Origin of the sequence: Comamonas sp. SY3 (assembly GCF_041730275.1) — a bacterium.
Taxonomy (GTDB): Bacteria; Pseudomonadota; Gammaproteobacteria; order Burkholderiales; family Burkholderiaceae_C; genus Comamonas; species Comamonas sediminis.
In genome coordinates, this window is the sequence record NZ_JBGTYN010000007.1 from 136606 (window position 1) to 161953 (window position 25348).

The following is a 25348-nucleotide window of genomic DNA, read 5'->3' on the forward strand; positions in this document are numbered from 1 at the left end:
TGCACTTTTAGTACATGATCTGGACAATGGGCTACATGGTCTGCATTCGCGTCTATGACACCTTGTGCGGTGCGCTAATTCGGTGTCCATGGTTGCTTGTGCTCGCTGCAGCGTAAGCTCCTATTGATCAAGCCTTCATACCTGGGCATGGAAAATCGCTTTCACCATTTGTAAACGGTGTGAAGACTAATCCCTTCGGCATTTTTTGCAGAGATTAGCTCCATCTCTTAGTTTTTGCAGCGTAATAACTCCCGTTTTTACAGGAATGTCCTAGGCGCCTTTCAGATGTACAGCGGTAGAAAGCTATCACATGAACGCAAACGCCCGATGCATTGCATCGGGCGTTATCCGCTGGGTTAAGTTTGCCCGGCAGGGCGGTGAGCCGGGCAAGAGGTGCTGCAGCCAGCGAGTCAGCCTCTACAAAGGCTGCTTTGTGCAGAGAGGGATTTCAGCTCGTCTGCAATTCCAACCCCGCATGCTCGCGCAGCGGATGGAAGTGGATCTTCGGAAATCGCTCCTGCGCCAGGCGCACGTCATACGGGCTGGTGCACAGATACGCCAGGGTATTCGCCGCATCATGCGCCAGGCGCAGCGGGTAGGCGTGTTCGAACTCGCGCAGTTCGGCGGGGGTGTCGGCGGTGATCCAGCGGGCGCCGGTGTACTGGCAGCCTTCCAGGCGCACTTCGCAGTCGTACTCGGTCTTCAGGCGGTGCTGCACCACTTCAAACTGCAGCTGGCCCACGGCGCCCAGCAGCATGTTGCCGCCGGCATCGGGCTTGAAGACCTGGATGGCGCCTTCTTCGCCCAGCTGCATCAGGCCCTGCTGCAGCTGCTTGGTGCGCAGCGGGTTCTTTAGCACCACGGTCATGAACATTTCTGGCGCGAAGAACGGCAGGCCGGTGAACTGCAGATTGGGCCCATCGGTGATGGTGTCGCCCAGCTGCACGCCGCCGTGCGTGGTAAAGCCGATGATGTCGCCGGCATAGGCCTCGTCCACCGCTTCGCGGCGCTGGCTCATGAAGGTCACCACGCTGGTGGGGCGCAGTTCCTTGGCGGTGCGCTGCACCTTCATCTTCATGCCGGGGGTGTACTTGCCCGAAGCCACGCGCACAAAGGCGATGCGGTCGCGGTGGTTGCTGTCCATATTGGCCTGCACCTTGAACACCACGCCCGAGAAGCTGCTGTCTTCCGGATGGATGGTCTTTTCTTCGCGGTTGCGGTTGACCTCGGTGTAGGCGATGCGGGGGCCGGGCGGTGGCGACATATCCACCACCGCGTCGAGCACTTCCATCACACCGAAGTTGTTCACACCGGAGCCGAAGAACACCGGGGTCAGCTTGCCGGCCAGAAAGTCGGCATGGTTCCATTCGGCAGAGGCGCCCTGGGCCAGCTCCATCGAATCGAGCGCATCGTCAAAGGCCTGGCCAAAGCGGCTGCGCAGCTTCTCGCTCTCGCTCAGCGGGATGACTTCGAAATCCTTGGGGCCGCGGTCGCTGCCTGGCGCAAACACGGTCATGCTTTGGGTCAGCAGGTTGATGATGCCGCCAAAGCTCTTGCCCTGGCCGACGGGCCAGGTGATGGGGCAGCAGGGCATGCCCAGCTCGCGCTCGACCTCGTCCATGATGTCCAGCGGATCGCGCACTTCGCGGTCCATCTTGTTGACGAAGGTGATGATGGGCGTATCGCGCTGGCGGCAGACCTCGATCAGGCGGCGGGTCTGCGATTCCACACCGTTGGCCGCATCGATCACCATCAGCGCCGAGTCCACGGCCGTCAGCACCCGGTAGGTGTCTTCCGAGAAGTCCTTGTGGCCGGGGGTGTCGAGCAGGTTGATGACATGGTCGCGGTAGCTCATCTGCATCACCGACGAGGCCACCGAAATACCACGCTGCTTTTCAATCTCCATCCAGTCCGAGGTCGCGTGGCGCGAGGCCTTGCGGCCCTTCACCGCCCCCGCGATCTGGATCGCACCGGAGAACAGCAGCAGCTTTTCGGTCAGGGTGGTCTTACCCGCATCCGGGTGGGAGATGATCGCAAAGGTGCGGCGGCGTTGGGTTTCGGGAGCGTAGGACACAGTACGGAAGAGCAATGAGCGCAGACCCGGGACCGGGCTGCCAAAAAACAAAGCCAGCAGGTGCTGGCTGGGACTGCGGGCATTTTAACGGAAAGCGTTTATCCGGGCATGCGGGGGTGAGGCTTGGGATCCTCTGCAGAACCCTCGCCAACCGGTAGGGGCGCGGATCGCCCGGGACCGCTTTCAGACCACGGCAGGGAGTTTTGCAGCGGGTCCCTAGCGCAGATAGCGCTTCAAGCGCAAGGCAGGTGATTCAATCGAATGCCACAGCACATAGCCCAGCAGCATCGACAGCAGCATCGACAGCCCCATGCTGGCATAGAAGTTCATGCCCGGCCACAAGGCAAACACCGCCTGGGCGATGGGGCAGCCCGACAGGTAGACACCATAGGAAGGATCACCCAGGCGGCTGACCGCGCCAGAGAAAGCCGAACTGCAGCTGCCCAGAAAGATCAGCAAGGCCGGCAGTACCACCAGGCCCGACGTATGTTGCAAGCCCGTCAGCCAGAAAAACAAGGCCACGGGAATCAGCCCGAACGTGATGGCGGCGCCATGGGCCAGGAAACGGTCCCGGTGCAGCGCGATCAGCGCGCCGCAGGCAAAGTAGGCCGGGTACTCCCACCAATGCATCATCGTGCCGGTGAAGTCGGCGTTGTAGCGCACAATGAACAGCAGGATGTAGGCCACCAGCACCAGGCTGGCCAGCCAGCGGTAGCGAAAAACGCCCACCACGCCGGCTACGGCCAACGCGGCATAGCACATGGTCTCGATCGGAATGGTCCACAGCGGCCCGTTCATCAAGTTGTTCAGCGGGTTGCTGGAAAACACCTCGGGCAGGTTGACGTAGGCGCGGTAGAGCAGCAGGTTCTTGAAGTACTCCAAGGTCTGGGCATGGGTCAAAAATGTGCGTGCAGGCAGATCGGTAAACACCACGCCAAACACGTAGATGTTCAGCAGTACCGCCGCAATCATGCCGGGCCACAGGCGCAGCAGGCGCTTGGCGCAGAACTTGAACACCTGCGGCTCACGCAGCCAGCTGGTGGTCACCAGGTAGCCGCTGATCGTGAAAAACGTCATCACCGACACGCCGCCAATCATGCCCACATTCATCCAGGCAGGGCCCTCTCGGCCGCTGATGTAGTAGTGGTGGCAAAAGATCACGCCCAGCGCCGCGCAGATGCGAAGAATGTCAAAAGAGTTGCTGCGATGGGGCATGGACGGAGGGCGTAGGCATAAGGGGGTGGGGTCAAGCGCGGCACCACTATACATGGCCTGGGCGGCTGCCGATCACCTCTGGGCGTCGCCATCTTGATGCCATCTTGATATCCCCCCGCGCATTCTCAGCGCCTGCTTGATGCGCCCAAACCTACATTGACTCCACTGCAGGCGTTTTGCCTGTGCAACACCACGCCGCGCCGGGCCGCATTGGGTGGCCTGGCATCGGCGTATGAGGAGAAGACCATGTGGATCCATGGAGTGGAGGTGCTGGCCGCGCTGGTCAGTGCTGCGCTGTTTGTCTATCTGGGTTACGCGCTGTTGCGGCCCGAAAAATTCTGAAAAAGGGAGAGGGCCATGTACATGCTGCAAGACCTCGTATTCGTCGGCCTCACGCTGGCCTGCTTTGTGGGCCTGCTGGGCTTTGTTCGCGCCTTGGTGCGCATCTGAGCGGGGGCTGACATGGGTTTAGTCTGGATCGAATATGCCGCCTTCGTGGCGGTGCTGGTGCTGCTCACCATCCCCATGGGGTGGTGGTTGGCACGCTGCTTTACCAGTGCGCACGACAGCCGGCTGGAGCGCTGGACCTACGCCGCCATGGGCGTGGATCCGCAAGAGCGCATGGGCTGGCAGCGCTACGGCGCGGTGCTGGTGCTCAGCAACGGCCTGCTGATGCTGCTGGGCTACCTGCTGCTGCGGCTGCAGGGCAGCCTGCCGCTCAACCCGCTGCAGAACGCCGCGCAGACGCCGGACCTGGCGTTCAACACCGCCGCATCCTTCATCACCAACACCAACTGGCAGGCGTATGCGGGCGAGAACAGCCTGAGCAATGCCACGCAGATGGTCGTGATCACCGGGCTGATGTTTGCGGGCTCCGCTGCCGGCCTGGCAGCGGCTGCCGGTTTTGTGCGCGGGCTGGCCCGTGCAGGCAGCCGGGACATCGGCAACTACTGGGTGGATTTTGTGCGCATGCTCTGGCGCGTGCTGCTGCCGCTGTCGCTGCTGCTGGCGCTGGTCTATGTCTGGCAGGGCGTGCCGCAAACCCTGGGCACCGAGGTGCTGGCCCACACCATCGATGGTGGCCGCACCCAGCAGCTGCTGATGGGCCCGGTCGCGAGCCTCGAGAGCATCAAGCACCTGGGCACGAATGGCGGCGGGTTCTTCGGCATGAATGCGGCCCATCCTTTCGAAAACCCCACGCCACTGACCAATATGCTGCACGTCCTGGCGATGCTGCTGATCCCTGCCGGCATGACCTATGCGCTGGGCGCGATGCTGCTCAAGCGCCGCCAGGGCTGGGTATTCTTTGGCGCCAGCCTCGTCATCTTCGTGGGCTTTCTGGCGCTGGTCTGGGTGGGCGAGCAAAACGGCAGCAGCCTGCTGGCCCGCGCCGGTGCTGATCAACAATGGAGCGCCACCCAATCGGGCGGGAATATGGAAGGCAAGGAGTTGCGCTTTGGTATCACCGATACCGCCCTGTTCGTGACGGCCACCACCGCTGCCACCACCGGCTCGGTCAATGCCATGCATGACTCGCTCACGCCGCTGGGCAGCATCACGCCCCTAGCGCTGATGATGCTCAACTGTGTGTTTGGCGGCGATGGTGTGGGCCTTATCAACCTGCTGCAGTACGCCATCCTGACGGTGTTCCTGGCCGGGATGATGATCGGGCGCACGCCGGAGTTCCTGGGCAAGAAGATCGAGGTGCGCGAGATCAAGCTGGTGATGCTGTCGGTGCTGGCCCACCCCGCCTGCATTCTGGGCTGGACGGCGCTGGCCATGCTCTGGCCGGGCGCTGCCGACAGCCTGAACAACCGGGGCCCGCATGGCTTCTCGGAAATTCTCTACGCCTATGCCTCGGCCACCGCCAACAACGGCTCGGCCTTTGCGGGCCTCAATGCCAACACCCCCTTCTTCAACACCACGGTGGGCCTGGCGATGCTGATGGGACGCTACCTGACCCTGCTGCCGCTGCTGGCGGTGGCCGGCAGCATGGCCAGCAAGGCCAGCGTGCCCGCCGGTGCCGGCACCTTCCCCACCGCCACGCCGCTGTTCACCGGATTGCTGGTTTTTGTGGTGCTGGTCGTCGGTGGCCTCACCTTTTTGCCAGCGCTGGCGCTGGGGCCGGTCGTCGAGCACCTGCAGATGCTGGCTGGGCAGCTCTACCCCTGAGCCCCCGCCTTTGACCCGAACTTGCAACTGATGTGAAGCGAACCGGGGCATGGCCAGGCCGTGCCCGCAGGAGAAAAACATGACAAGCCTTGATTCCGATAAACGCCTGCCAGCGCCCGGCGCGCAGCAGGCTGCTGTCCCCGCCGCCGCAGGCTGGGGCCGCACCCTGGGCAGCAGTGCCCGCGCCGCCGTGCTGGTGCTGCTGCTGTGCGGCGTCGCCTACCCGCTGGCCACCACCGGCGTGGCCCAGGCGCTGCTGCCCCATGCGGCCAATGGCTCGCTGGTGCTGCGCGACGGCCAGATCGTGGGCTCGGCCCTGATTGGCCAGCAGTTTGACAGCGCCCGCTACTTCCATGGCCGGCCCAGCGCCACGACGGCGCCCGATCCCAAGCAGGAAGGGGCCAGCATCGCTGCGCCCTACAACGCCGGACTGTCCGGCGCCAGCAACCAGGGCGTCAGCAGCCAGGGGCTGGCCGATAGTGTGGCCGAACGTGTGGCGCAGTACCGCAGCACCAACGGCCTGGCTGCCGATGCCGCTGTGCCGGTGGATGCGGTCACCGCATCGGCTTCGGGCCTGGATCCGCATATCTCGGTCGCCAATGCCCAGTTGCAGCTGCCCCGCGTGGCACGCGAGCGGCAATTGCCCCCCGCCCAGGTGCAGCAGTTGCTGGACCAGGCCACGCAGCAGCGCACCGGCTACCTGCTCGGTGAGCCGCGCGTGAACGTGCTGGCGCTCAACATGGCGCTGGACGCATTGCCAACCCGGAGCCAACCATGAACACGAAAAAACTGACGGCATCGGCTGGCCTCGGCGATCTGGCACTGCTGCAGGCCGCTGCCTGGGATGCGCTGCGCAAACTCTCGCCCCGCCTGCAATGGACCAACCCGGTCATGTTTGTGGTCTACCTGGGCGCCTGGCTCACCAGCCTGCTGTGGCTGCAGAATCTGCTGACGGCACAAGGCAGCAGCGGGTTTACGTTGGCCATTGCCGGTTGGCTGTGGTTCACCGTGCTGTTTGCCAACTTTGCCGAGGCCCTGGCCGAAGGGCGCAGCCGCGCCCAGGCCGCCAGCCTGCGCGGCATGAAGCGCGATACGGTCGCCAAGGTGCTGCAGCAGGCGCAGCATGGCGCCGCCTGGACGGCCCAGCCCGCCAGCAGCCTGACCAAGGGCACGTTCCTGCTGGTGGAAGCCGGCGATGTGATTGCGCTCGACGGCACCGTGGTCGAAGGCGTGGCCTCGGTCGATGAGAGCGCCATCACCGGCGAATCGGCCCCCGTGGTGCGCGAGGCCGGTGGCGATTTTTCATCGGTGACCGGCGGCACGCGCGTGCTGTCCGACTGGCTGGTGGTCGAGGTCACGGTGAACCCGGGTGAATCGTTTCTGGACCGCATGATCTCCATGGTCGAATCGGCCAAGCGCCAGAAGACCCCCAACGAGCTGGCGCTGGGCATTCTGCTGGTGGGGCTCACCTTGGTGTTTCTGATGGTCATCGTCACGCTCTGGCCGTTCTCGGTCTTTGCGGTGGCGCAATCGGGCAGCGGTAGTGCAGTCGGCGTGGCCGTGCTGGTGGCGCTGCTGGTCTGCCTGATCCCGACCACCATCGGTGGCCTGTTGTCGGCCATTGGCGTGGCCGGCATGGGCCGCATGATGCAGGCCAATGTGATTGCCACCTCGGGCCGCGCGGTCGAGGCCGCAGGCGATGTGGATGTGCTGCTGCTGGACAAGACCGGCACCATCACCCTGGGCAACCGCCAGGCCAGCGAATTCTTGCCAGCGCCTGGCGTGAGCGCTGCGCTGCTGGCCGAGGCCGCGCTGCTGTCGTCGATGGCCGATGACACTCCGGAAGGCCGCAGCGTGGTGGCCCTGGCCCATGAGCGCCATGGCCTGAACCCTGCAGCGCTCGACCCCGCCCAGGCACAGCCGGTGCCCTTTACCGCCCAGACGCGCATGAGCGGACTGGACCTGGCCGGCCCCACAGGCCCGCGCAGCCTGCGCAAAGGCGCGGCCGATGCGCTGCGCCGCCATGTCGAGTCGCTGGGCGGGCAGTTTCCGCAGGCCGTGCAGCTGGCGGTGGAGAGCGTCTCGCGCAAGGGCAGCACGCCGCTGGTGGTGGCCGAGGGCGCCCAGGTGCTGGGCGTCATCGAGCTCAAGGACGTTGTCAAACCCGGCATGCGCGAGCGCTTTGCGCAGCTGCGCCGCATGGGCATCCAGACCGTGATGGTGACCGGCGACAACCCCCTGACGGCCGCCGCCATCGCCGCCGAGGCCGGCGTGGACGACTACCTGGCCGAGGCCCGGCCTGAGGACAAGCTGCAGCTGATCCGCAGCCACCAGGCCGCTGGCCGCTTGGTGGCCATGACCGGCGACGGCACCAACGATGCACCGGCTCTGGCCCAGGCCGATGTCGCGGTCGCGATGAACAGTGGCACCCAGGCTGCCAAGGAAGCGGCCAACATGGTCGACCTGGACAGCAACCCCACCAAGCTCATCGAGGTGGTGGAGACCGGCAAGCAGATGCTGATGACGCGCGGCGCGCTCACCACCTTCAGCATTGCCAACGATGTGGCCAAGTACTTTGCGATCATCCCGGCCGCCTTTGTTGCCACCTACCCGCAGCTGGCATCGCTCAACATCATGGGTTTGCACAGTGCCGATTCGGCCATTCTGAGCGCGGTCATCTTCAATGCGTTGATCATCATCGCGCTGGTGCCGCTGGCCTTGCGCGGCGTGCGCTACCGGGCCGTGGGAGCGGCTGCCTTGCTGCGCCGCAATCTGCTGATCTACGGTCTGGGAGGCTTGCTGGTGCCGTTTGCCGGCATCAAGCTGATCGACATGCTGCTGACCGCCACTGGCTTGGTCTAAGGGCTTGCCCCACAATAGCGCCACCATGCCCAACCTCAGCAACACCCCCAGCGCAGCCGCTGCACGGCCCGACCCGGACGCGCTGGTCGCCCAGCTCAAGGCCGACCAGCAGCAAGCGGCGCGGGGCAAGCTGCGCATCTACTTTGGCTCCAATGCCGGTGTGGGCAAGACCTATGCGATGCTGGCGGCCGCGCAGCGCGAGCGCCAGGCGGGCCGCCAGGTGCTGGTGGGGCTGGTGGAGACCCATGGCCGGGCCGAGACCGTGCAGCAGCTGCACGGCCTGGAGCTGCTGCCCCGCCGCATGCTGGCCCACCAGGGCCGCCAGCGCGAGGCCTTTGACCTGGATGCCGCATTGGCACGCCACCCGCAGGTGTTGCTGCTCGACGAGCTGGCCCACAGCAATGCGCCTGGGTCGCGCCATCCCAAGCGCTGGCAGGATGTGCAGGAGCTGCTCGATGCCGGCATCGACGTCTGGACCACGCTCAATGTGCAGCACCTGGAGAGCCTCAACGATGTGGTCAGCGGCATTGTCGGCATCCAGGTCCATGAGACCGTGCCCGACCATATCTTTGACGACGCCAGCGAGGTCATCGTCGTCGACCTGCCTCCCGAGGAGCTGCTCAAGCGCCTCAAGGCTGGCAAGATCTACCCGCTGGAGCAGGCCGAGCGGGCCTCGCACCATTTCTTCCGCCTGGGCAACCTGCTGGCCTTGCGCGAGCTGGCCTTGCGCCGCACCGCTGACCGGGTCGATGAGGACATGCGCGACTACCGGCGCGAGCGCGCCATCGGCGATGTCTGGCCGACGCGTGAGCGCCTGCTGGTTGCCGTCAGCGGCCAGGCTGGGGACGACGCGCTGGTGCGCCAGGTGGCACGGCTGGCCCGGCGGCTGGAGGCAGACTGGATGGTGGTGTATGTCGATGCACCGGCGCGCCAGCACCGCTCTGCGCAGTCACAGCAGGCCGTGCTCAAAACGCTGGCGCTGGCCGGCCGCCTGGGGGCGGATACCGCGACGATTCCGGGTGCGCAGGTCGCTGCGGCCCTGGTCGATTTTGCGCGTGAGCGCAATGCCAGCCACCTGGTGCTGGCCCGCGTGCCGCCGGCGGCGCGGCGCTGGTGGCCCTGGGCCTCATCGCGCCTGCCCGAGCAGATTGCCCGGCTGGATCCGGGCCTGGATGTGCTGCTGTTGTCCGTGCCCCGGCCGCGCAACCGGCCCGAGCCCGCGCCGGTGCGGGAGGCGCCGTGGCCCTGGCGCGGCTACCTGGGGGCCAGCCTGGCTTGCGGCGCGGCCGCGCTGCTGGCGCAGGCACTGCTGCAGGTGTTTGACCCCGCCAATGTGGTGATGCTGTTTTTGCTGGTCGTGGTGCTGTCGGCCTTGCGCTGGGGCCGGGGGCCGGGCGCCTGGGCGGCGCTGTTGTCGGTGCTGCTGTTTGATTTTTGCTTTGTGCCGCCGCGCAACTCCTTCGGCGTCAATGACACGCAGTACATCTTCACCTTCTGCCTGATGCTGGGCGTTGCGCTGGTTTGCGGCCAGCTGATGGCGCGGCTGCGGCATGAGGCCCGGGTGGCGGCAGAGCGCGAGCGCCGCGCCGGTGCGCTGGCGCGCCTGGCCCGTGATCTGTCGGGCGCACTGACGCAGGCGCAGGTTGTGCAGACGGCGCTGACGACGGTATCGGGGGTGTTCGATGCGCGCACGGGCCTGCTGCTGCCCGATGCGCAAGAGCAGTTGCAGGTAGCGCCTGGCAGCGAGGCGGCGATAGACAGCAGTGTCGGCCGCTGGAGCATGGAGCACAGCCAGATGGCCGGCCGGGGCACGGACACCTTGGCGGCGTCGGAGGCGCTCTACGTGCCGCTGATGGCGCCGGTGCGGGCGCGCGGCGTGCTGGTGCTGCAGCTGCGCACGCCCGATCGCCTCAAGGTGCCCGAGGAGCGCCGCCTGCTGGACGCCTGTGCCAGCCAGATCGCGCTGGCGCTGGAGCGGGTGCACTTTGTCGAGGTGGCCCAGCAGACCCAGGTGGCGATGGAGGGCGAGCGCATGCGCAATACCTTGCTGTCGTCGGTATCGCATGATTTGCGCACACCCCTCACCAGCATCCTGGGTGCCGCCCAGGCCGGGCTGCCGCATGCGCCGCCTGGCCCCGCGCAGGACATGCTGGTGCAGATCCGCAACCAGGCCCAGGCCTTGCAGCAGCTGGTGGACAACCTGCTGGCGATGGCCCGGCTGCAGCAGGATGGCGTGCACCTGCAGCGCGCCTGGATCCCCGTCGATGAGCTGGTCGGCAGCGCGTTGCGCCAGCTGGCTGGGCGCCTGGCCGAGCACCCGGTGCAGCTGCAGCTGCCGGCCGGTTTGCCGCTGCTGTGGATAGATGCCGGGATGATGGAGCGGGTGCTGGTCAACCTGCTGGACAACGCCAGCAAGTACACACCGGCAGGCACCGCCGTGCTGGTGACGGCGCAGGCCGAGCACGACCAATTGCTCCTGCGGGTGCAGGACCGTGGGCCGGGCCTGCCCGCGCACCTGGCGCCCGATCAACTGTTTGCGCCTTTCAGCCGGGGCCATGCCGAGTCCAGCATCTCCGGCATCGGCCTGGGGCTGGCGCTGGCGCAGCGCATTGTGCAGGCCCATGGGGGCAGTTTGCATGCCGCTGCGGCCGAGCCCGGGCCGGGGGCCGTGTTCAGCCTGGCGCTGCCAGTGCTGCCTCAGCCTGCGCTCGATTGACCGGAGGGTGCTGCACCGGGCAGGCGGCGCAGCAGGTAGATATCCATGATCCAGCCATGCCGGGCGCGCGCTGCGGCGCGCATGGCCACAATGCGCTCGGCCGCTTCGGCCAGAGGGCCATGCGCCAGGCACTGCTGGGCCATGCCCAGGTAGGCACCCCACCAGATGTAGACATCGCGGGCCTGCGCCGCCGGCAGGCTGTTGAAGCTGCACTGGCCGTCGAGCATCACCACCAGCGTGTCCACCCCGGCCGGCCAGCCTTGCTCGCGCAGCTGGCGGCCGGTGGTGACGGTAAAGGGCTGGCCAATGTCATTGACGGCGATTGCATGTGCGGCCGTGAGCGCCTGCATCGAGGTGATGCCGGCGATGACCGTGACCTGCAGCGGCGCGGGCTGCATGCGCGCGGCAATGCGCAAGGTGCTGTCGTAGAGCGATGGATCGCCCCAGACCAGCAGCGCCACCTGCAGCACGCCGTTATCCGCACGCGGCACCAAGCCGCTCTCCAGCGCCTGCGCAATCGCGGCCTGCCAGCGCAGGGTGATCGCGGCATGCCATTCATCGACCTGGTTCAGGTAGTCATCGCCCTGGCTGCGGCGCTCGGGCATGTCAAAGCCGGCCGTCTGCGGCGCGGGCTGCTGCAGCACGGCGTCGCACAGCGATTGGCGCAGCGCAGCCAGCTCGGCCTTGTCCTCGCCCTTGTGGGGCAGCAGCAGCAGGTCGGCTGCATTCATCGCCGCGATGGCCTGGCGGGTCAGGTGGTCGGGGTTGCCGGTGCCGATGCCGATCAGGCTCAGCGCGACCGGCGGCAAGCTGCTGCTCATGCCTGGCCTTCGCTGTCCGCTGGCGCCGCTGCGAGCGGCCGGTCGGTGGCAGTATCCACCGCCGCCTGCGGCGCCGGAAAGCGCGGCTCGGTGCCCTGGGGCCGGTAGCGGCGGTCGTAGTCGGTGGCGTAGAGGCGGCTCTCGCCAAAGTCCTCGGCGCTGATGCTGCGGCCCACCAGGATGATGGCGGTGCGCTCCATGCTGGCCGCAACAGCCTGGGCCAGTTGGCCGACAGTGGTGCGCACAACGGTTTCATCGGGCCAGCTGGCGCGCCAGACGATGGCAGCCGGGCAGTCCGCGCCATAGTGCGGCAGCAGCTCGCTTTGCACCTTCTCGGCCACATGGATGGACAGGTGGATCGCCAGCACCGCGCCGGTGGCGGCAAAGGCGGCCAGCTGCTCGCCCTCGGGCATCGCCGTGGCGCGGCCCGAGGTACGCGTCAGCACCACCGACTGGCACAAACCAGGCAGGGTCAGCTCGGCGCCCAGGGTGGCGGCAGCCGCGGCAAACGAGGGCACGCCCGGCGTCACGCTGTAGGCAATGCCCAGCGCGCGCAGGCGGCGCAGCTGCTCGCCCATGGCCGACCAGACCGACAGATCGCCCGAGTGCAGGCGCGCCACATCCTGGCCCTGCGCATCGGCCGCGCGGATCTCTTCAATGATCTCGTCCAGGCTCATCGACGCGGTGTTGACGATGCGCGCGCCGGGCGGGCAATGGGCCAGCAGCTCGCGCGGGATCAGCGAGCCCGCATAGAGGCAGACGGGGCAGCTGGCCATCAGGTCGCGGCCGCGCACGGTGATCAGGTCGGCAGCGCCGGGGCCGGCGCCGATGAAATGCACGGTCATGCCGTAACTCCTTGGGTTTGTGGATCAGCCGGGCGCAGGCCCGCTGCCAGACAACAATAGGGGGTGGTGCCGCGCTCGCGCAGTGCGGCGGCCAGGGTGGCGCTGCCGTCGCCGGCCACCAGGCGGGCCAGCAGCAAGCGGGGGGCGGGTGCAGCCGCAGACATGGCCACGGCCTCGGCCACGCTGCCGGTGCCGTAACGCGCCAGCAGGCGGGGCGACTGCGTCACCACCGCTTGCGCGGGCAGGGCCTGCTCGGCCACCGCGACTATCGCCACCGCAAACGGCAGCTGCGCGGCCCACTGCTGCAGCGCCGGCCGCTGCTCCTTGCCTTGCAGCACCGCCACCGCGCAAAACTCGGCCAGCGCGGGCTGGTCCTGCCGGGCCTGCAGCCACAGCGCCTGCAGGTCGGCGGCCTGGGCCTGGGCACGCAAACCCATGCCCAGCACCACGCAGCGGTGCGGCGCTGCTGCCGTCATGCCTGCCAGCTCCACTGCACCAGCGGGCGTGCGGCCTTCCAGCTGCGCATGCGGCCCAGCGCTGCCGCGCTGGACAGCTCCAGCTGCAGCAGCTGGCCGCCCAGCTCACCATGCAGCTGCACCAAGAGCGCCTGGGTCTCCAAGGTCACGGCATTCACCACCAGGCGGCAGCCTGTGGGCATGTGGGCCCGCAGTGCGGCAAACAGCGCGGTGTCAAAACCGCCGCCAACAAAGATGGCCTGGGGCGCGGGCAGGTCTTGCAAAGCCTCTGGCGCCAGGCCGTGCACCACCTGCATGCGGGCCTGCAGGCCAAAGCGCTCGGCATTGCGGCGGATGTTGTCCACGCGCGCGGCATGCTGCTCAATGCTGATGGCCTGGCCTCCGGCCAGGCACCATTCCACGGCCACCGAGCCCGAGCCGCCGCCAATGTCCCAGAGCCGCTCGCCCGGCCGGGGGGCCAAGGTGGCAAGGGTCAGCGCACGCGCCGGTGCCTTGGTGATCTGGCCATCGTGGGCATACCAGCCGTCCGGCCTGCCGGGCACGGCCGGCAAGGCAGGGCCCCCCTGGGCGATAAAGGCCACGGTCACGGGCGCCTGCGCCGGGTCGGCCTGCAACGCAGTGGCGGCCTCATCGGCGCGCAGCATGCGGCAGCGCTCGCGCGGGCCGCCCACGGCCTCCATCACCCACAAGGGGCTCTGGCCCCAGCCTTCCTCGCGCAGCCAATCGGCCAGCTGCCGCACGGCGTCGCCATCGCGCAGCAGGGTGATCAGCTGGCGGCCAGGCGCCAGGCGGGGCAGCAGCTGCGCAATGGGGCTGGCATGCAGGCCCAGGCAGTCGCAGGCTTCCAGCCGCCAGCCCAGGCGGGCGGCAACCAGTGAAAAAGTCGAGGGCTGGGCATGGCAGCGCCACTCATCAGGCTGCAGATGCGCGGCCAGGCTGCCGCCCACGCCATGCCAGAAGGGGTCGCCCGAGGCCAGCACCACCACCCGCCGGCCCCGCGCGGCCAGCACCGGGGCCACATCAAAAGGCTGGGGCCAGGGGCGGCCACGCGCATCGATGGCGGCCAGCTGCAGATGGCGGGGGCCGCCAAATACCAGCTCAGCCTGGTCCAATGCCAGCTGAGCCGCTGCGCTGAGGCCTGACAATCCATCCTCGTTCAGACCTATCAACGTCAACCAGGGATCAGTCATGACGCATGTTCTCCTGCTGGGCGGCACCAGCGGCGCCAGCGAGTTGGCCCAGGCCCTGCACCAGGCGGGTGTGCGGGCCTGCTTCTCGTATGCCGGGGTCACCCAGCAACCACTGGCCCAGCCGCTGCCCACACGCAGCGGCGGCTTTGGCGGGGCCCAGGGCCTGGCGGACTTTATCCGCACCCAGGGCATCAGCCATGTGGTGGATGCCACCCATCCCTTTGCTGCGCAGATGAGCCGCAACGCCTGCGCGGCCTGCGAAGCCACCGGCACGCCCTTGCTGGCGCTGGAGCGCGCGCCCTGGCAGGCGCAGCCCGGCGACCGCTGGACCGACGTCGCCAGCATGGCCGCTGCCGCCAGCGCGCTGCCCCAGGCGCCCAGCCGGGTGTTTCTGGCCGTGGGGCGCAAACAGCTCGATGCCTTTGCCGCCTGCCCGCAGCACCATTACCTGTTGCGCCTGGTCGATGCACCCCAGCCCGGCAGCTTGCCGCTGCCCCGGCATACGGTGGTGCTGGGCCGGGGACCTTTCAGCATGGCAGACGACCTGGCCTTGCTGCAGCAGCACGGCATCGCCTGGCTGGTGGCCAAGAATGCCGGCGGCTCCGCCACGCAGGGCAAGATCGACGCTGCCCGTGCGCTGGGCCTGCCGGTCGTGATGGTGCAGCGCCCGGCACTGCCGCTGCGGCCGCGCACCGACAGCGTGGCGGCGGTCATGCATTGGCTCCGTCATGGCGCCTTGCCGTCCACATCACCGTAATAGCGCGGCGTGTAGGTGTAGCGCCCCACGCGGCGGGTGAGGCGGTTGCCCACCAGCACGACGGTGCGCATATCGGCCATCTCGGGCTGGGCCTCGGCCAGGCTGCAGACCTGCAGCGATTCCTCGGGCGTGGAGACGGCGCGGGCAAACACCAGCAGCCGCTCGGGCTCGCAATGCGCGCGCAGCAGGGCCAGCAGGCGGTTGAAGCCCTCGGGCCGGCTGTGCGAGCGCGGGTTGTAGAAGGCCATCGCAAAATCGGCCTCGGCCGCCAGTGCCACGCGGCGGGCAATCACCGGCCAGGGCTTGAGGTTGTCCGACAGATTGATGCAGCAAAAATCATGGCCCAGCGGCGCGCCTGCGCGGGCGGCGGCGGCCAGCATCGCGGTAACGCCGGGCAGTACCTGCACATCCAGCGCCAGCCAGCGCTCGGCCTGCGCACCTGGCGCGCGCTCCAAGGCTTCAAACACCGCCGATGCCATCGCGAACACACCCGGGTCACCGGAAGAGACCACGACGACCTGGCGGCCCTGGGCTGCCAGTTCCAGCGCCTGCTGGGCGCGTTCCAGCTCCACCCGGTTGTCCGACGCGAGCCATTGGGGCTGGCGGCTGCCCGCCGGCGCGCTCTGCGCCACCAGGGCCTGCGCACGCGCCACATAGGGAAAGTAGCCCACGACCGCGTCGGCCGCCAGCAAGGCCTGCAGCACGGCGGGCGTGATCTGTTCCAGGCCGCCGGGGCCCAGGCCGGCAATGGTCAGCTGGCCGCGGCCTACCATGCGGCCTCCGGGCGGCGGCCCTGGCCATGCACCAGCACGATCGCAAAGTAGGGGCAGACCTCGTCGCCCACGTCTGAGAGGCGCGCCACCTGCTGCTGCTCGGTGGTGCCGTTTTGCACCAGCCAGGCAGCATCGGCCCGGCCTGCGCGGGCCAGTGCGCGGCGGATGCGGGGCAGGTTGCGGCCCACCTTCATCACCACCAGCGCATCGGCCGTGTCCATGCGGCGCACCAGCTCGTCTTCGGACAGGGTGCCGGTCATCACGCTCAGCACATCGTCACCCCAGGTGATGGGCTCACCGGTGGCATGCCAGCAGCCCACCATGCCGGGGATGCCGGGCACCACCTGCAGGTCCACATCGCCGCGCGCGCGCAGCCGGGTGTAGAGGTGCATGAAGGAGCCGTAGAGAAAGGGGTCGCCCTCGCAGAGCACCACCACCTGCTCCTGCTTGGCCAGCGCGGCCAGGCGCAGGCACCAGTCATCGTAGAACTGCGCCAGCTGCTGCACATAGGCGGGGCTGTCCACCGGGATCTCGGTGGTCACCGGGTACTCCATCGGGTACTCGGCGGCCTCGCTGCTGAGCATGCCCTCGACCAGCTGGCGGGCCTTGCCGGGCCGGCCTTTTTTGCGGAAAAAGGCCACATGGCGGGCGCCACGCACCAGGCGGTCGGCCTTGATGCTCATCAGCTCGGGGTCGCCCGGGCCCAGGCCTACGCAGATGAGGCCCGGGGCGGCCAGGTGGGACTTATTCAACATGGCTGGCCATCGCATTGACGGCGGCCACGGTCATCGCCGAGCCGCCCAGGCGGCCGCGCACGATCATCGAAGGCACCGGCAGGTCCTGCATCAGCGCCTGCTTGGATTCGGCTGCGCCAATAAAGCCCACCGGGCAGCCGATGATGGCCGCTGGGCGAGGGCAGCCCGGGTCCTGCAGCATGTTGAGCAGGTGGAAGAGGGCGGTCGGCGCATTGCCAATCGCCACGACGGCGCCGGCCAAGTGCGGGCGCCACAGCTCCAGCGCAGCGGCGCTGCGGGTGTTGTTCATCTTCTGCGCCAGCTCGGCCACACCGGGCTCGTGCAGGGTGCAGATGACCGGATTGCCTGCGGGCAGGCGCGAGCGGGTAATGCCTTCGCTGACCATGCGCACATCGCAGAGCACGGGAGCGCCCGCTTCCAGCGCGCGCTGGCCGGCGGCCACGACACCGGCGGAGAACTGCACATGCGCGGCCAGCTCGACCATGCCGGCGGCATGGATCATGCGTACCGTTACGCGCTCCTCACCGGGGGTAAAGCGCTGCAGGTCGGCCTCGCGGCGAATGGTGGCGAAAGACTGCCGATAGATCTCGGCGCCATTGGTTTCGTAGGTATGAACCATCAGATTTCTTCAAACATCAGCCCGGGATTGTCGCGCAGACTGCGCGCGCTCCAGCGGGAATCGGGGGCGGCCTGGGCCGTCGCATCGCGGGCGTAGCCAAACACGGGCCCATCCGGGCCCGCTTGCGCCACCAAGGTCACGGTCGACGGCAGCTGGCGTGCACAGCCCTTGGCGCAGCCCGAGACATGCAGGTGCGCGCCATCGGGCACATGGGGGGCCAGCGCCAGCGCCAGATCCTGCGTAGGCGCCAGCGCCTGGCGGCAGCCGGGCGCGCCACTGCAGGCCGACACGCGCAGGCGGGCATCTTGCGGATCGCGGATCCAGTGCGCGGGGTCGTCCAGGCCTGCCGCTGCCAGCACTGCGCTGCCGGAAGGCGCCAGGCCTTCGACCAGCAGCATGCGCCAGGGGGTCAGCCGCAGGCTGCGGATGCCGCTGCGGGCCAGGCGCGCCAATGCGCCGGCAGTGACCCGGCCCAGCGGCGCGGCCACCAAGAGGCCCAGGCCGCATTGCCAGCCAGGTGCTGGGCTGCCATCGGCAGGCAGATAACAGGGGACTTCGCGCAGGCCAGCGGGCAAGGCCAAGAGCGGCCATGCGCCTGGCTGGGCCTGCGCCTGGCGCAGCAGCTGGGGCAGGCGGCCCGGGTGTTCACCCGCCGCACGCCGTGCGCGGGCCTGGGCGGCGCACCAGCGGGCCAGTACCAGCGCGGCTTGCACGGTGAGGGGTGCGCTGTCCGCCTGCCAGGCGACGGGCTGGCCGGGCACCTGCAGCCGCCAGCCCTGGGTGCCATCGCGCACCAGCTGCACATCGGCGGCCACCTCGGCCAGGCCACCATGGCGGCCACTGGCCAGCGAGAAGCCAAACTTGGCGGGCAGGCCATCCAGCGCTGTGTCGGCCACCAGCGCCTGCTGCAGTGCCTCGGCCAGTGCCAGCACGCCGTCATCGGGTGCGCACAGCGGGTCGATGACCAGGTTGCGCAGCTGCTCCTGGCGCGCGTCTGGGTCCAGCAGGCCCTGGGCGGCCAGCGCATCGAGCAGGCTGCTGTGCTGATCGGGGGCCACGCCGCGCAGCTGGATATTGGCGCGGCTGGTGAGCTCCAGCAGGCCGGCGCCATGCGCCTCTGCCAGCTCGGCCAGACGCAGTGCCTGCGCGGCCGACAGCCTGCCCAGCGGCGGCCGCACCCGCACCACCAGCCCATCGCCGGAGGCCATGGGCTGCCAGGCGCCAGGGCACCAGCCTTGGGTCTGTGGAGGGGAAGAAGGTGGGCTTGCAAACATGGGGCAGGCGGCAGTGCAGCGGCAGTGCCAGGGTGCTGAAGTGTAGCGAAGTGCCCGCTTCCTCTCGGTACACAGGCGCAAACCACCCCGGTTTTTTGTCACAATCGGGCGCATGACGCTTGCAGCCCCCCGCATCCTCCTGGTGGACGACGATCCCAATATCCGCCGCTTTGTGCGTCTGGCCATGGAGGACGAAGGCTGGCAGGTCTTTGAAGCCGACAGCGCCCGGCGCGGTCTGATCGAGGCGGCCAGCCGCCAGCCCGATGCGCTGGTGCTGGACCTGGGCCTGCCCGATGCCGATGGCAAGACCTTGATCACCGAGCTGCGCGGCTGGAGTGGGCTGCCGGTGCTGGTGCTCTCGGCCCGCGACCAGGAAGAGGAAAAGGTGGCCGCACTGGACGCTGGCGCCGATGACTACCTGAGCAAACCCTTTGGCGTGCCCGAGTTGCTGGCGCGGCTGCGCGTGATGCTGCGCCGGGGCCAGCGCAGCGGGGGCGACAAGCCCGGCAGCACGGTGCGTTTTGGCGATGTGGAGGTGGACCTGGCCACGCATGAGGTGCGCCAGGCGGGCGTGGCCGTGCACCTGACCCCTATCGAGTTCCGGCTGCTGGCGGCGCTGATTGCCGGCCAGGGCCGGGTGCTGACGCACCGCCAGTTGCTGCTGCAGGTCTGGGGGCCGGAGTACCTGGACCGGCCGCATTACCTGCGCGTGCACATGGCCAACCTGCGCCAGAAGATCGAGGCCGAGCCGGCCCAGCCCCGGCATCTGCTCACCGAGTTGCAAGTGGGCTACCGCCTGGTGGGGTTACAGGGCTGATGCCCTTATAATCGCACTCCATCCGAGGAGCGTTGCAGCGTTTCCCAGTCTGGCAGGCGCCAGACCACCACGGGGCGTGAGGCTCGGATTTCATCTCGCAACGACGCTCACCCACGCTTTCTGTGCGGTGAGATGGTCTTTCCCCTTCTTCCGCGGAACGTGGTTTTTCATTCAATTTTTGGAGAAAACCATGAACGCTGCTGTTCGCTTCAATCCCGCTGACTCTGCGATTACCGATATTTCCCTGGCCGCTTGGGGCCGCAAGGAAATCAAGATTGCCGAAACCGAAATGCCTGGCCTGATGGCCGTGCGTGAAGAGTTCGCTGCTGCCCAGCCCTTGAAGGGCGCGCGCATCACCGGCTCGCTGCACATGACCATCCAGACCGCCGTGCTGATCGAGACGCTGACGGCCCTGGGTGCCCAAGTGCGCTGGGCATCGTGCAACATCTTCTCGACCCAGGACCACGCCGCTGCCGCCATCGCCGAAACCGGCGTGCCCGTGTACGCGATCAAGGGCGAGTCGCTGAAGGACTACTGGGATTACACCCACGCGATCTTTGAATTCGGCGCCAAGGGCACCGAAGGCGAAGGCCCGAACATGATCCTGGACGACGGCGGCGATGCGACGATGCTGATGCACCTGGGCAAGAAGGCCGAGAAGGACCTCTCCGTGCTGGCCAACCCCGGCAGCGAAGAAGAGAAGATCGTGTTTGCTGCGATCAAGGCCAAGCTGGCCGTCGATCCGACCTGGTACAGCCGCAAGTCGGCCCAGATTCTGGGCGTGACCGAAGAGACCACCACCGGCGTGCACCGCCTGAACGAAATGTCGGCCAACGGCTCGCTGCTGTTCCGCGCGATCAACGTCAACGACTCGGTGACCAAGTCCAAGTTCGACAACCTCTACGGCTGCCGCGAATCGCTGGTGGACGGCATCAAGCGCGCAACCGATGTGATGATCGCCGGCAAGGTGGCCGTGGTCGCTGGCTACGGTGACGTGGGCAAGGGCTGCGCCCAGGCGCTGACTGCGCTGCGCGCCCAGGTCTGGGTGACCGAGATCGACCCGATCAACGCCCTGCAGGCCGCGATGGAAGGCTACAAGGTCGTGACCATGGAGTACGCTGCTGACAAGTGCGACATCTTCGTGACCACCACCGGCAACAAGGACATCATCCGCCACGAGCACATGGTCGCGATGAAGGACGAGGCCATCGTCTGCAACATCGGTCACTTCGACAACGAAATCGATGTCGCATCGATCGAGAAGTACGAGTGGGAAGAGATCAAGCCGCAAGTCGACCACATCACCTTCCCCGATGGCAAGAAGATCATCCTGCTGGCCAAGGGCCGCCTGGTGAACCTGGGTTGCGCCACCGGCCACCCCAGCTTTGTGATGTCCAACTCCTTTGCCAACCAGACCCTGGCGCAGATCGAGCTGTTCACCCGCCCCGACGCCTACGAAGTGGGCAAGGTTTATGTGCTGCCCAAGGTGCTGGACGAGAAGGTCGCACGCCTGCACCTGAAGAAGGTCGGCGCCCAACTGACCGAACTGACCCAGGCGCAAGCGGACTACATCGGCGTGAAGAAGGAAGGCCCTTACAAGCCCGAAACCTACCGCTACTAAGCCAGGAGCCGCTAATACGGCCCCTGATACGTCGTTGCTTCGCCTTGTCGTACGCTTGTACTGCCTGCGGCTTTGCGCCTCGTCTCATGGGCCGTCTTGGCGCCTCTGGGGCAGCGCCTGGTGACACCCTTGTGTGCCGCCTGGCGCTGCAGCCCTCTAGGGATCCTCTGCAAAACCCTCGCCAAGCGGGATGGACGCGGATCGGGATGAGACGCAAGGCGTCTTTTGCAGTCAATAGCCGTAGCTATTGGCAAGGAAGACAACGAAGCGGATTGCCCGAGCCCGCGTTCAGACCACGGCAGGGAGTTTTGCAGAGGGTCCCTAGGGCATTTGTTGTGAAGACTGGCTGCCCCGCCTGGCGGGCCGGCCGGTCGTTTTGATTGAAGGAACGCGCATGCGCGCAGATGTGTTTTTGGTGGAAACGGGCCTGGCGTCGACCCGCTCGCAGGCGCAGCGCCTGATTGCTGCGGGTGTGCAGTGGCGCACCACCTCGCTGGCCCCCTGGATCAAGGTGGCCAAGAACGGTGACGAGATTCCAGCAGGCGCCGATGTGGAGCTGCTCGATGACTCGGAAGCCAAGTACATCTCGCGTGGCGGCCTCAAGCTGGAAGGCGCGTTGGCGGCGACCGGCCTGGTGGTCAAGGACCTGCGCTGCCTGGACGTGGGCCAGAGCACCGGTGGCTTTACCGACTGCCTGCTGCAGGCGGGTGCCCGGCAGGTGATCGGTGTTGATGTGGGTACGGGCCAACTGCATGAGCGCCTGCGCGCCGATGAGCGCGTGGTCTGTGTCGAGGGCTTCAATGCCCGCGCGCTGACGCCTGAATCCCTGGAAGCGGCCTGCGATCTGGCCTTGACCGAGATCGTGCTGGAAGAAGAGGACAACGACACCCAGCCGGTGGCCCCTTATGCCTGGATGCGCAATGGCGGCCAGGTCGATGACGAATACGACGATAGCCAGGACGCCAAAGAGCAGGAGATCGAGGACTTCAAGGCTGAGCGCAGTGCCAAGCAGCGCGCCAAGGCGGAGGGCACGGCCCCCGTCGAGCGCCGCCGCCGACCCGGTACCGAGAACATCGATATCCGCCCCGAGTTTGACTTTGTCACCGGCGATCTGTCCTTCATCTCGCTGACCTTGGTGCTGCCAGCGATGGTGAGCGTGCTCAAGCCTGGCGGCCAGCTGCTGATGCTGGTCAAGCCCCAGTTCGAGCTGCAGCCCGGCCAGATTGGCAAGGGCGGCATTGTGCGCGACAAGGCCTTGTATGCCGAGGTGGAACAGCGCATCCGCGCCTGCCTCGCCGAGCTGGGCCTGGAGGTCAAGCAATGGATGGATTCGGCCATTGATGGCGGCGACGGCAACCATGAGTTCTTTGTGCATGCCCAGCAAGGCGCGGTCGTCAAGGCGCCCGTGCCTGCAGCTGCCGATGCCAGTGCGGATGCCCCTGCAGCGCCTGCGAAAAAGGCCGCTGCCAAGCGCCCCTCGCGTGCCGATATGCGTGCCAAGCGTGATCTGCAGGAGCTGTACGTGGACCCCGAAGCGGCCAGTTTTGGACAGCCGGGGCCCGCGCGCTCGAAGCAGAAAAAGCGCAACGAACGTTAAGTGTTGAGGACCTGGAGACGCCGATGTCTTTTCCGATCAGTTTTGAATTTTTCCCGCCCAAGACGCCCGAAGGCGCTGAGAAGCTGCGCGTGGTGCGCCAGGCGCTGTATGCGCGCAAGCCCCAGTTTTGCTCGGTCACTTATGGCGCGGGCGGCTCCACGCAAGAGGGCACCTTTGGCGTGGTCAAGGCCATCCTCGACGAGGGCGTGGATGCGGCTTCGCACTTCTCTTGTGTGGGCGCCACTAAACAAACGGTGCGCGCGCAGCTGCAGCAGCTCAAGGACATGGGCGTCAAGCGCCTGGTGGCCTTGCGCGGCGACCTGCCCAGTGGCTACGGCCTGGGCGGTGAGTTCCACTACGCCAGCGATTTGGTGACGTTTATCCGCGACGAATTCGGCCAGGATTTCCACATCGAAGTGGCCGCCTATCCGGAGATGCATCCGCAAGCGCGCAGCCCGGAAGCGGACCTGCAGGCCTTTCTGGCCAAGGTGAAAACCGGGGCAGATTCGGCCATCACGCAGTACTTCTTCAACGCCGATGCCTTTTGCAGATTTCAAGAAGATTTACAAAAACGCGGTGTGGACCTGCCGGTCATCCCGGGTATTATGCCGATCACCGGATCGACGCAGCTGATGCGCTTTTCGGATGCCTGCGGTGCCGAGATCCCGCGCTGGATTCGTCTGCGACTGCAAGGCTATGGAGATGATGTTGCCAGCATCCGTGCCTTTGGCCTGGATGTAGTGACCCAGATGTGCGAGGACCTGCGCCGCCGTGGTGCCGTCGGTCTGCACTTCTACACCATGAACCAAAGCGCAGCCACACTGGCGATCTGCGACCGGCTGGGGCTGTAGCCAACAGCGCTGTGGTCTTGCAGCGTGGTGGCCTCGAATGTGCCCAAGCGCGGAAAGACCAGGAGTTGCTGTTGCCCACATCCACACGATCGCGATGCCGAGGCTGGCTGGCCGCTGTCAGCCTGGCCGCGCTGGCGGGTGGCTGCGTGCATGTGCCCAGCGATGTCGACAGCGCGCCGCCGGCGCAGCCAGACAGCACCGCGCCCGGCCCTGTGCATCCCGAAGCCGCGTTTATCCCGCCGGAGCGCTCCGCCACAGAGGCGGCCATCACCTCGACCGCGCCAGAGGAACTGGCACTGGCCGGTGAGCGCCGTGGCCTGGGCCTGGTGCTGCCGCCGTCGGCACCGCTCAGCAGTATCGATGGGCTGTCCCGCCCCTGGGATGTGCCCGACATTCCTCCCGCCCTCAAGCAAGACCCTTACCGATCAGCCGACCAGCAAGGCATGGCCTCCTGGTATGGCGGCCAGTTCCATGGCCGCAAGACGGCCAATGGCGAGCGCTTTGACAAAGAAGGCCTGACAGCAGCACACAAAACCCTGCCTTTTGGCACCCAGGTCTGTGTGCGCAGCATGGTCACCGGCAAGGCGGTGGTGGTGCGCATCAATGACCGGGGCCCTTATGCCGGCGACCGCATCATCGACCTGAGCCAGGGCGCTGCCCAGGAGCTGGGCATGCTGGGCCTGGGCATCAAGCCGGTGGAGCTGTGGACCCTGGATGACGATGACGACGACTGCCCATCGTTTGTGCTGGCCGGGCGGCGCGGCAGCGGTGCGTTGGCCGGTAATGGTGCGCGCGGCCAGCCGGCAGCGAAGGCGGCGGTGCCACACCGTGGCCGTGTGCGGGCCATGGTGCCGGCCACCAAGGCACAGGCCAAGCCTGGCAAGGCAGCGGCTGCAGCACGGCGCAAAAGATAAAGCCTCAGCGCACAAAAGCAAAAAACGCAGGCCATCCGATGGATGGCCTGCGTTTTGCGATGGCGGCTGACTGGCTTGGCGGTGCTTACTTGCCGCCGCTCTCCAGCACATAGCCGGCATTGCTGTCTTGCTGCAGCAGCTCGGCCATTTGGGGCAGGGCGGTCTTGAGCTGGTCCTTCAGGGTGAAGGGCGGGTTGATTAGGAACATGCCGCTGGCAGGCAGGCCGGGGCGCTTTTCCTCACCCTGGCGCATGGCCGTGGTGATCTTGCTGTTCTTGACCGTCAGCTCGGCGTTGAGCCAGCTCTTGCCAAACTTGTTGGCCAGGGTCTTGAGGCGGCGCGGCAGGTCATGGGCTTCCTGGCGCGGAATGATCGGGTACCAGACCGCATAGGTGCCAGTGGGGAAGCGCTGCATGCTGTCGGCCACCATGTCGAGCACACGGCCATAGTCGGTCTTCATCTCGTAGCTCGGATCGCACAGCAGGAACGCGCGGCGCGATGGCGGGGGCAGGAACTTCTTCACGCCTTCAAAACCGTCTTCCAGCAGCACCTGGACCTGGCGGCCGGCCTTCAACTGCGCGATGTTGCCCGTCAACGAACGGCAGTCGGTAGGGTGCAGCTCAAACAGCTTGAGCTTGTCGCGGTCGCCCAGCAGGCGCTGCGCGATGAAGGGCGAGCCCGGGTAGACCTTGTAGGTGCTGCTGGTGTTGAAGGCTTTGACCATGTCCACATAGTCTTGCAGCATGGGGCACAGGTCCTTGGCACCTTCGAGGCGGCGAATGCCTTCGTCGGCCTCGGCACTGGTCGTGGCGTAGTCGCCGTCCAGGCGGTACAGGCCCGCCCCGGCATGGGTGTCCAGTGCAACCAATGCCGCCTCTTTTTGCGTCATGTATTGCAGGGATGCAATCAGGATGGTGTGCTTGAGCACATCGGCATGATTGCCGGCATGGAAGGCGTGGCGGTAACTGAACATAGGGCGCCAATGGTAGCGATATGCGC

At 66.9% G+C, this 25348-nt stretch carries 22 protein-coding genes and 1 riboswitch; of the genes, 11 read left to right on the top strand and 11 right to left on the bottom strand.

Annotation, left to right across the window (positions count from 1 at the left end):
- Positions 1–448: 448 nt before the first annotated feature.
- Both ACCQ08_RS11640 and ACCQ08_RS11645 read right to left on the bottom strand, forming a co-directional pair.
- On the bottom strand, positions 449–2074 hold the full coding sequence (locus ACCQ08_RS11640; protein ID WP_312463609.1) for a peptide chain release factor 3: 1626 nt from the start codon (positions 2072–2074) through the stop codon (positions 449–451).
- A 216-nt stretch (positions 2075–2290) separates the two neighbouring features.
- A complete protein-coding gene (locus tag ACCQ08_RS11645) occupies positions 2291–3289 on the bottom strand; it encodes an acyltransferase family protein (protein WP_373449860.1) in 999 nt (332 codons plus the stop codon).
- A 246-nt stretch (positions 3290–3535) separates the two neighbouring features.
- On the opposite strand from ACCQ08_RS11645, the gene kdpF reads away from it, so the two are divergent.
- The 5 genes from kdpF to ACCQ08_RS11670 all read left to right on the top strand — a co-directional run bounded on the left by kdpF (position 3536) and on the right by ACCQ08_RS11670 (position 11039).
- Positions 3536–3631, top strand: a complete 96-nt coding sequence (gene kdpF, locus ACCQ08_RS11650) for a K(+)-transporting ATPase subunit F (protein WP_027010947.1) — start codon at positions 3536–3538, stop codon at positions 3629–3631.
- Positions 3632–3751: 120 nt separating this feature from the next.
- Complete coding sequence (gene kdpA, locus ACCQ08_RS11655) at positions 3752–5461, top strand: potassium-transporting ATPase subunit KdpA (protein WP_373449861.1); 1710 nt, start codon at positions 3752–3754, stop codon at positions 5459–5461.
- 79 nt (positions 5462–5540) lie between these two features.
- Positions 5541–6239, top strand: a complete 699-nt coding sequence (gene kdpC, locus ACCQ08_RS11660) for a potassium-transporting ATPase subunit KdpC (protein WP_369459699.1) — start codon at positions 5541–5543, stop codon at positions 6237–6239.
- Entirely contained in the window at positions 6236–8323 is a 2088-nt protein-coding gene (gene kdpB / locus ACCQ08_RS11665; protein ID WP_373449862.1) for a potassium-transporting ATPase subunit KdpB, read from the top strand. The genes kdpC and kdpB overlap by 4 nt, the downstream gene beginning before the upstream one ends.
- 25 nt (positions 8324–8348) lie before the next feature.
- On the top strand, positions 8349–11039 hold the full coding sequence (locus tag ACCQ08_RS11670; RefSeq protein ID WP_373449863.1) for a DUF4118 domain-containing protein: 2691 nt from the start codon (positions 8349–8351) through the stop codon (positions 11037–11039).
- On the opposite strand, the gene cobF is transcribed toward ACCQ08_RS11670, so the two are convergent.
- Genes cobF through cbiE form a run of 4 tightly spaced genes read right to left on the bottom strand, consistent with a single transcriptional unit; the run spans position 11021 to position 14371 of the window.
- Positions 11021–11860, bottom strand: coding sequence for a precorrin-6A synthase (deacetylating) (gene cobF, locus ACCQ08_RS11675; RefSeq protein ID WP_373449864.1), 840 nt, complete (start codon positions 11858–11860; stop codon positions 11021–11023). The two genes, ACCQ08_RS11670 and cobF, sit on opposite strands and share 19 nt — an antisense overlap.
- Positions 11857–12705, bottom strand: coding sequence for a precorrin-4 C(11)-methyltransferase (gene cobM / locus ACCQ08_RS11680; protein ID WP_373449865.1), 849 nt, complete (start codon positions 12703–12705; stop codon positions 11857–11859). Before cobM ends, cobF begins: the two co-directional genes overlap by 4 nt.
- On the bottom strand, positions 12702–13181 hold the full coding sequence (locus ACCQ08_RS11685; protein ID WP_312463507.1) for a cobalamin biosynthesis protein: 480 nt from the start codon (positions 13179–13181) through the stop codon (positions 12702–12704). The genes cobM and ACCQ08_RS11685 overlap by 4 nt, the downstream gene beginning before the upstream one ends.
- Positions 13178–14371, bottom strand: coding sequence for a precorrin-6y C5,15-methyltransferase (decarboxylating) subunit CbiE (gene cbiE / locus ACCQ08_RS11690; RefSeq protein WP_373449866.1), 1194 nt, complete (start codon positions 14369–14371; stop codon positions 13178–13180). The genes ACCQ08_RS11685 and cbiE overlap by 4 nt, the downstream gene beginning before the upstream one ends.
- Here cbiE and ACCQ08_RS11695 point away from each other — a divergent pair.
- Positions 14370–15128, top strand: coding sequence for a cobalt-precorrin-6A reductase (locus ACCQ08_RS11695; RefSeq protein WP_373449867.1), 759 nt, complete (start codon positions 14370–14372; stop codon positions 15126–15128). The two genes, cbiE and ACCQ08_RS11695, sit on opposite strands and share 2 nt — an antisense overlap.
- Here the strand turns inward: ACCQ08_RS11695 and cobJ are convergent.
- The 4 genes from cobJ to cobG are packed head-to-tail and all read right to left on the bottom strand — an operon-like array spanning position 15098 to position 18549.
- Positions 15098–15901 (bottom strand): precorrin-3B C(17)-methyltransferase, encoded by an 804-nt coding sequence (gene cobJ, locus ACCQ08_RS11700; protein ID WP_312463510.1) that lies wholly within the window; start codon positions 15899–15901, stop codon positions 15098–15100. The genes ACCQ08_RS11695 and cobJ overlap by 31 nt on opposite strands.
- Positions 15895–16656, bottom strand: a complete 762-nt coding sequence (cobI, locus tag ACCQ08_RS11705) for a precorrin-2 C(20)-methyltransferase (RefSeq protein ID WP_373449868.1) — start codon at positions 16654–16656, stop codon at positions 15895–15897. The genes cobJ and cobI overlap by 7 nt, the downstream gene beginning before the upstream one ends.
- Positions 16646–17275 carry a precorrin-8X methylmutase gene (locus ACCQ08_RS11710; protein ID WP_312410968.1) on the bottom strand — a complete coding sequence of 210 codons (630 nt, stop codon included), beginning with the start codon at positions 17273–17275 and terminating at the stop codon, positions 16646–16648. Before ACCQ08_RS11710 ends, cobI begins: the two co-directional genes overlap by 11 nt.
- Positions 17275–18549 carry a precorrin-3B synthase gene (gene cobG / locus ACCQ08_RS11715; protein ID WP_373449869.1) on the bottom strand — a complete coding sequence of 425 codons (1275 nt, stop codon included), beginning with the start codon at positions 18547–18549 and terminating at the stop codon, positions 17275–17277. The genes ACCQ08_RS11710 and cobG overlap by 1 nt, the downstream gene beginning before the upstream one ends.
- A 112-nt stretch (positions 18550–18661) precedes the next feature.
- Here cobG and ACCQ08_RS11720 point away from each other — a divergent pair, with 112 nt between their 5' ends.
- From ACCQ08_RS11720 to ACCQ08_RS11740, 5 genes are all read left to right on the top strand, one after another.
- Positions 18662–19366 (top strand): response regulator, encoded by a 705-nt coding sequence (locus tag ACCQ08_RS11720; protein WP_239809496.1) that lies wholly within the window; start codon positions 18662–18664, stop codon positions 19364–19366.
- A gap of 18 nt (positions 19367–19384) precedes the next feature.
- Positions 19385–19482: riboswitch (S-adenosyl-L-homocysteine riboswitch) on the top strand.
- Positions 19483–19556: 74 nt separating this feature from the next.
- Positions 19557–20987 carry an adenosylhomocysteinase gene (ahcY, locus tag ACCQ08_RS11725; RefSeq protein WP_312410961.1) on the top strand — a complete coding sequence of 477 codons (1431 nt, stop codon included), beginning with the start codon at positions 19557–19559 and terminating at the stop codon, positions 20985–20987.
- 394 nt (positions 20988–21381) lie between these two features.
- Positions 21382–22584 carry a TlyA family RNA methyltransferase gene (locus ACCQ08_RS11730; protein WP_373449870.1) on the top strand — a complete coding sequence of 401 codons (1203 nt, stop codon included), beginning with the start codon at positions 21382–21384 and terminating at the stop codon, positions 22582–22584.
- 23 nt (positions 22585–22607) lie between these two features.
- Positions 22608–23435, top strand: coding sequence for a methylenetetrahydrofolate reductase [NAD(P)H] (metF, locus tag ACCQ08_RS11735; RefSeq protein ID WP_373449871.1), 828 nt, complete (start codon positions 22608–22610; stop codon positions 23433–23435).
- 71 nt (positions 23436–23506) lie between these two features.
- Positions 23507–24349, top strand: a complete 843-nt coding sequence (locus tag ACCQ08_RS11740) for a septal ring lytic transglycosylase RlpA family protein (protein WP_373449872.1) — start codon at positions 23507–23509, stop codon at positions 24347–24349.
- Positions 24350–24434: 85 nt separating this feature from the next.
- Here the strand turns inward: ACCQ08_RS11740 and ACCQ08_RS11745 are convergent, their stop codons facing one another.
- On the bottom strand, positions 24435–25322 hold the full coding sequence (locus ACCQ08_RS11745) for a 23S rRNA (adenine(2030)-N(6))-methyltransferase RlmJ (protein ID WP_312410947.1): 888 nt from the start codon (positions 25320–25322) through the stop codon (positions 24435–24437).
- Positions 25323–25348: the final 26 nt, after the last annotated feature.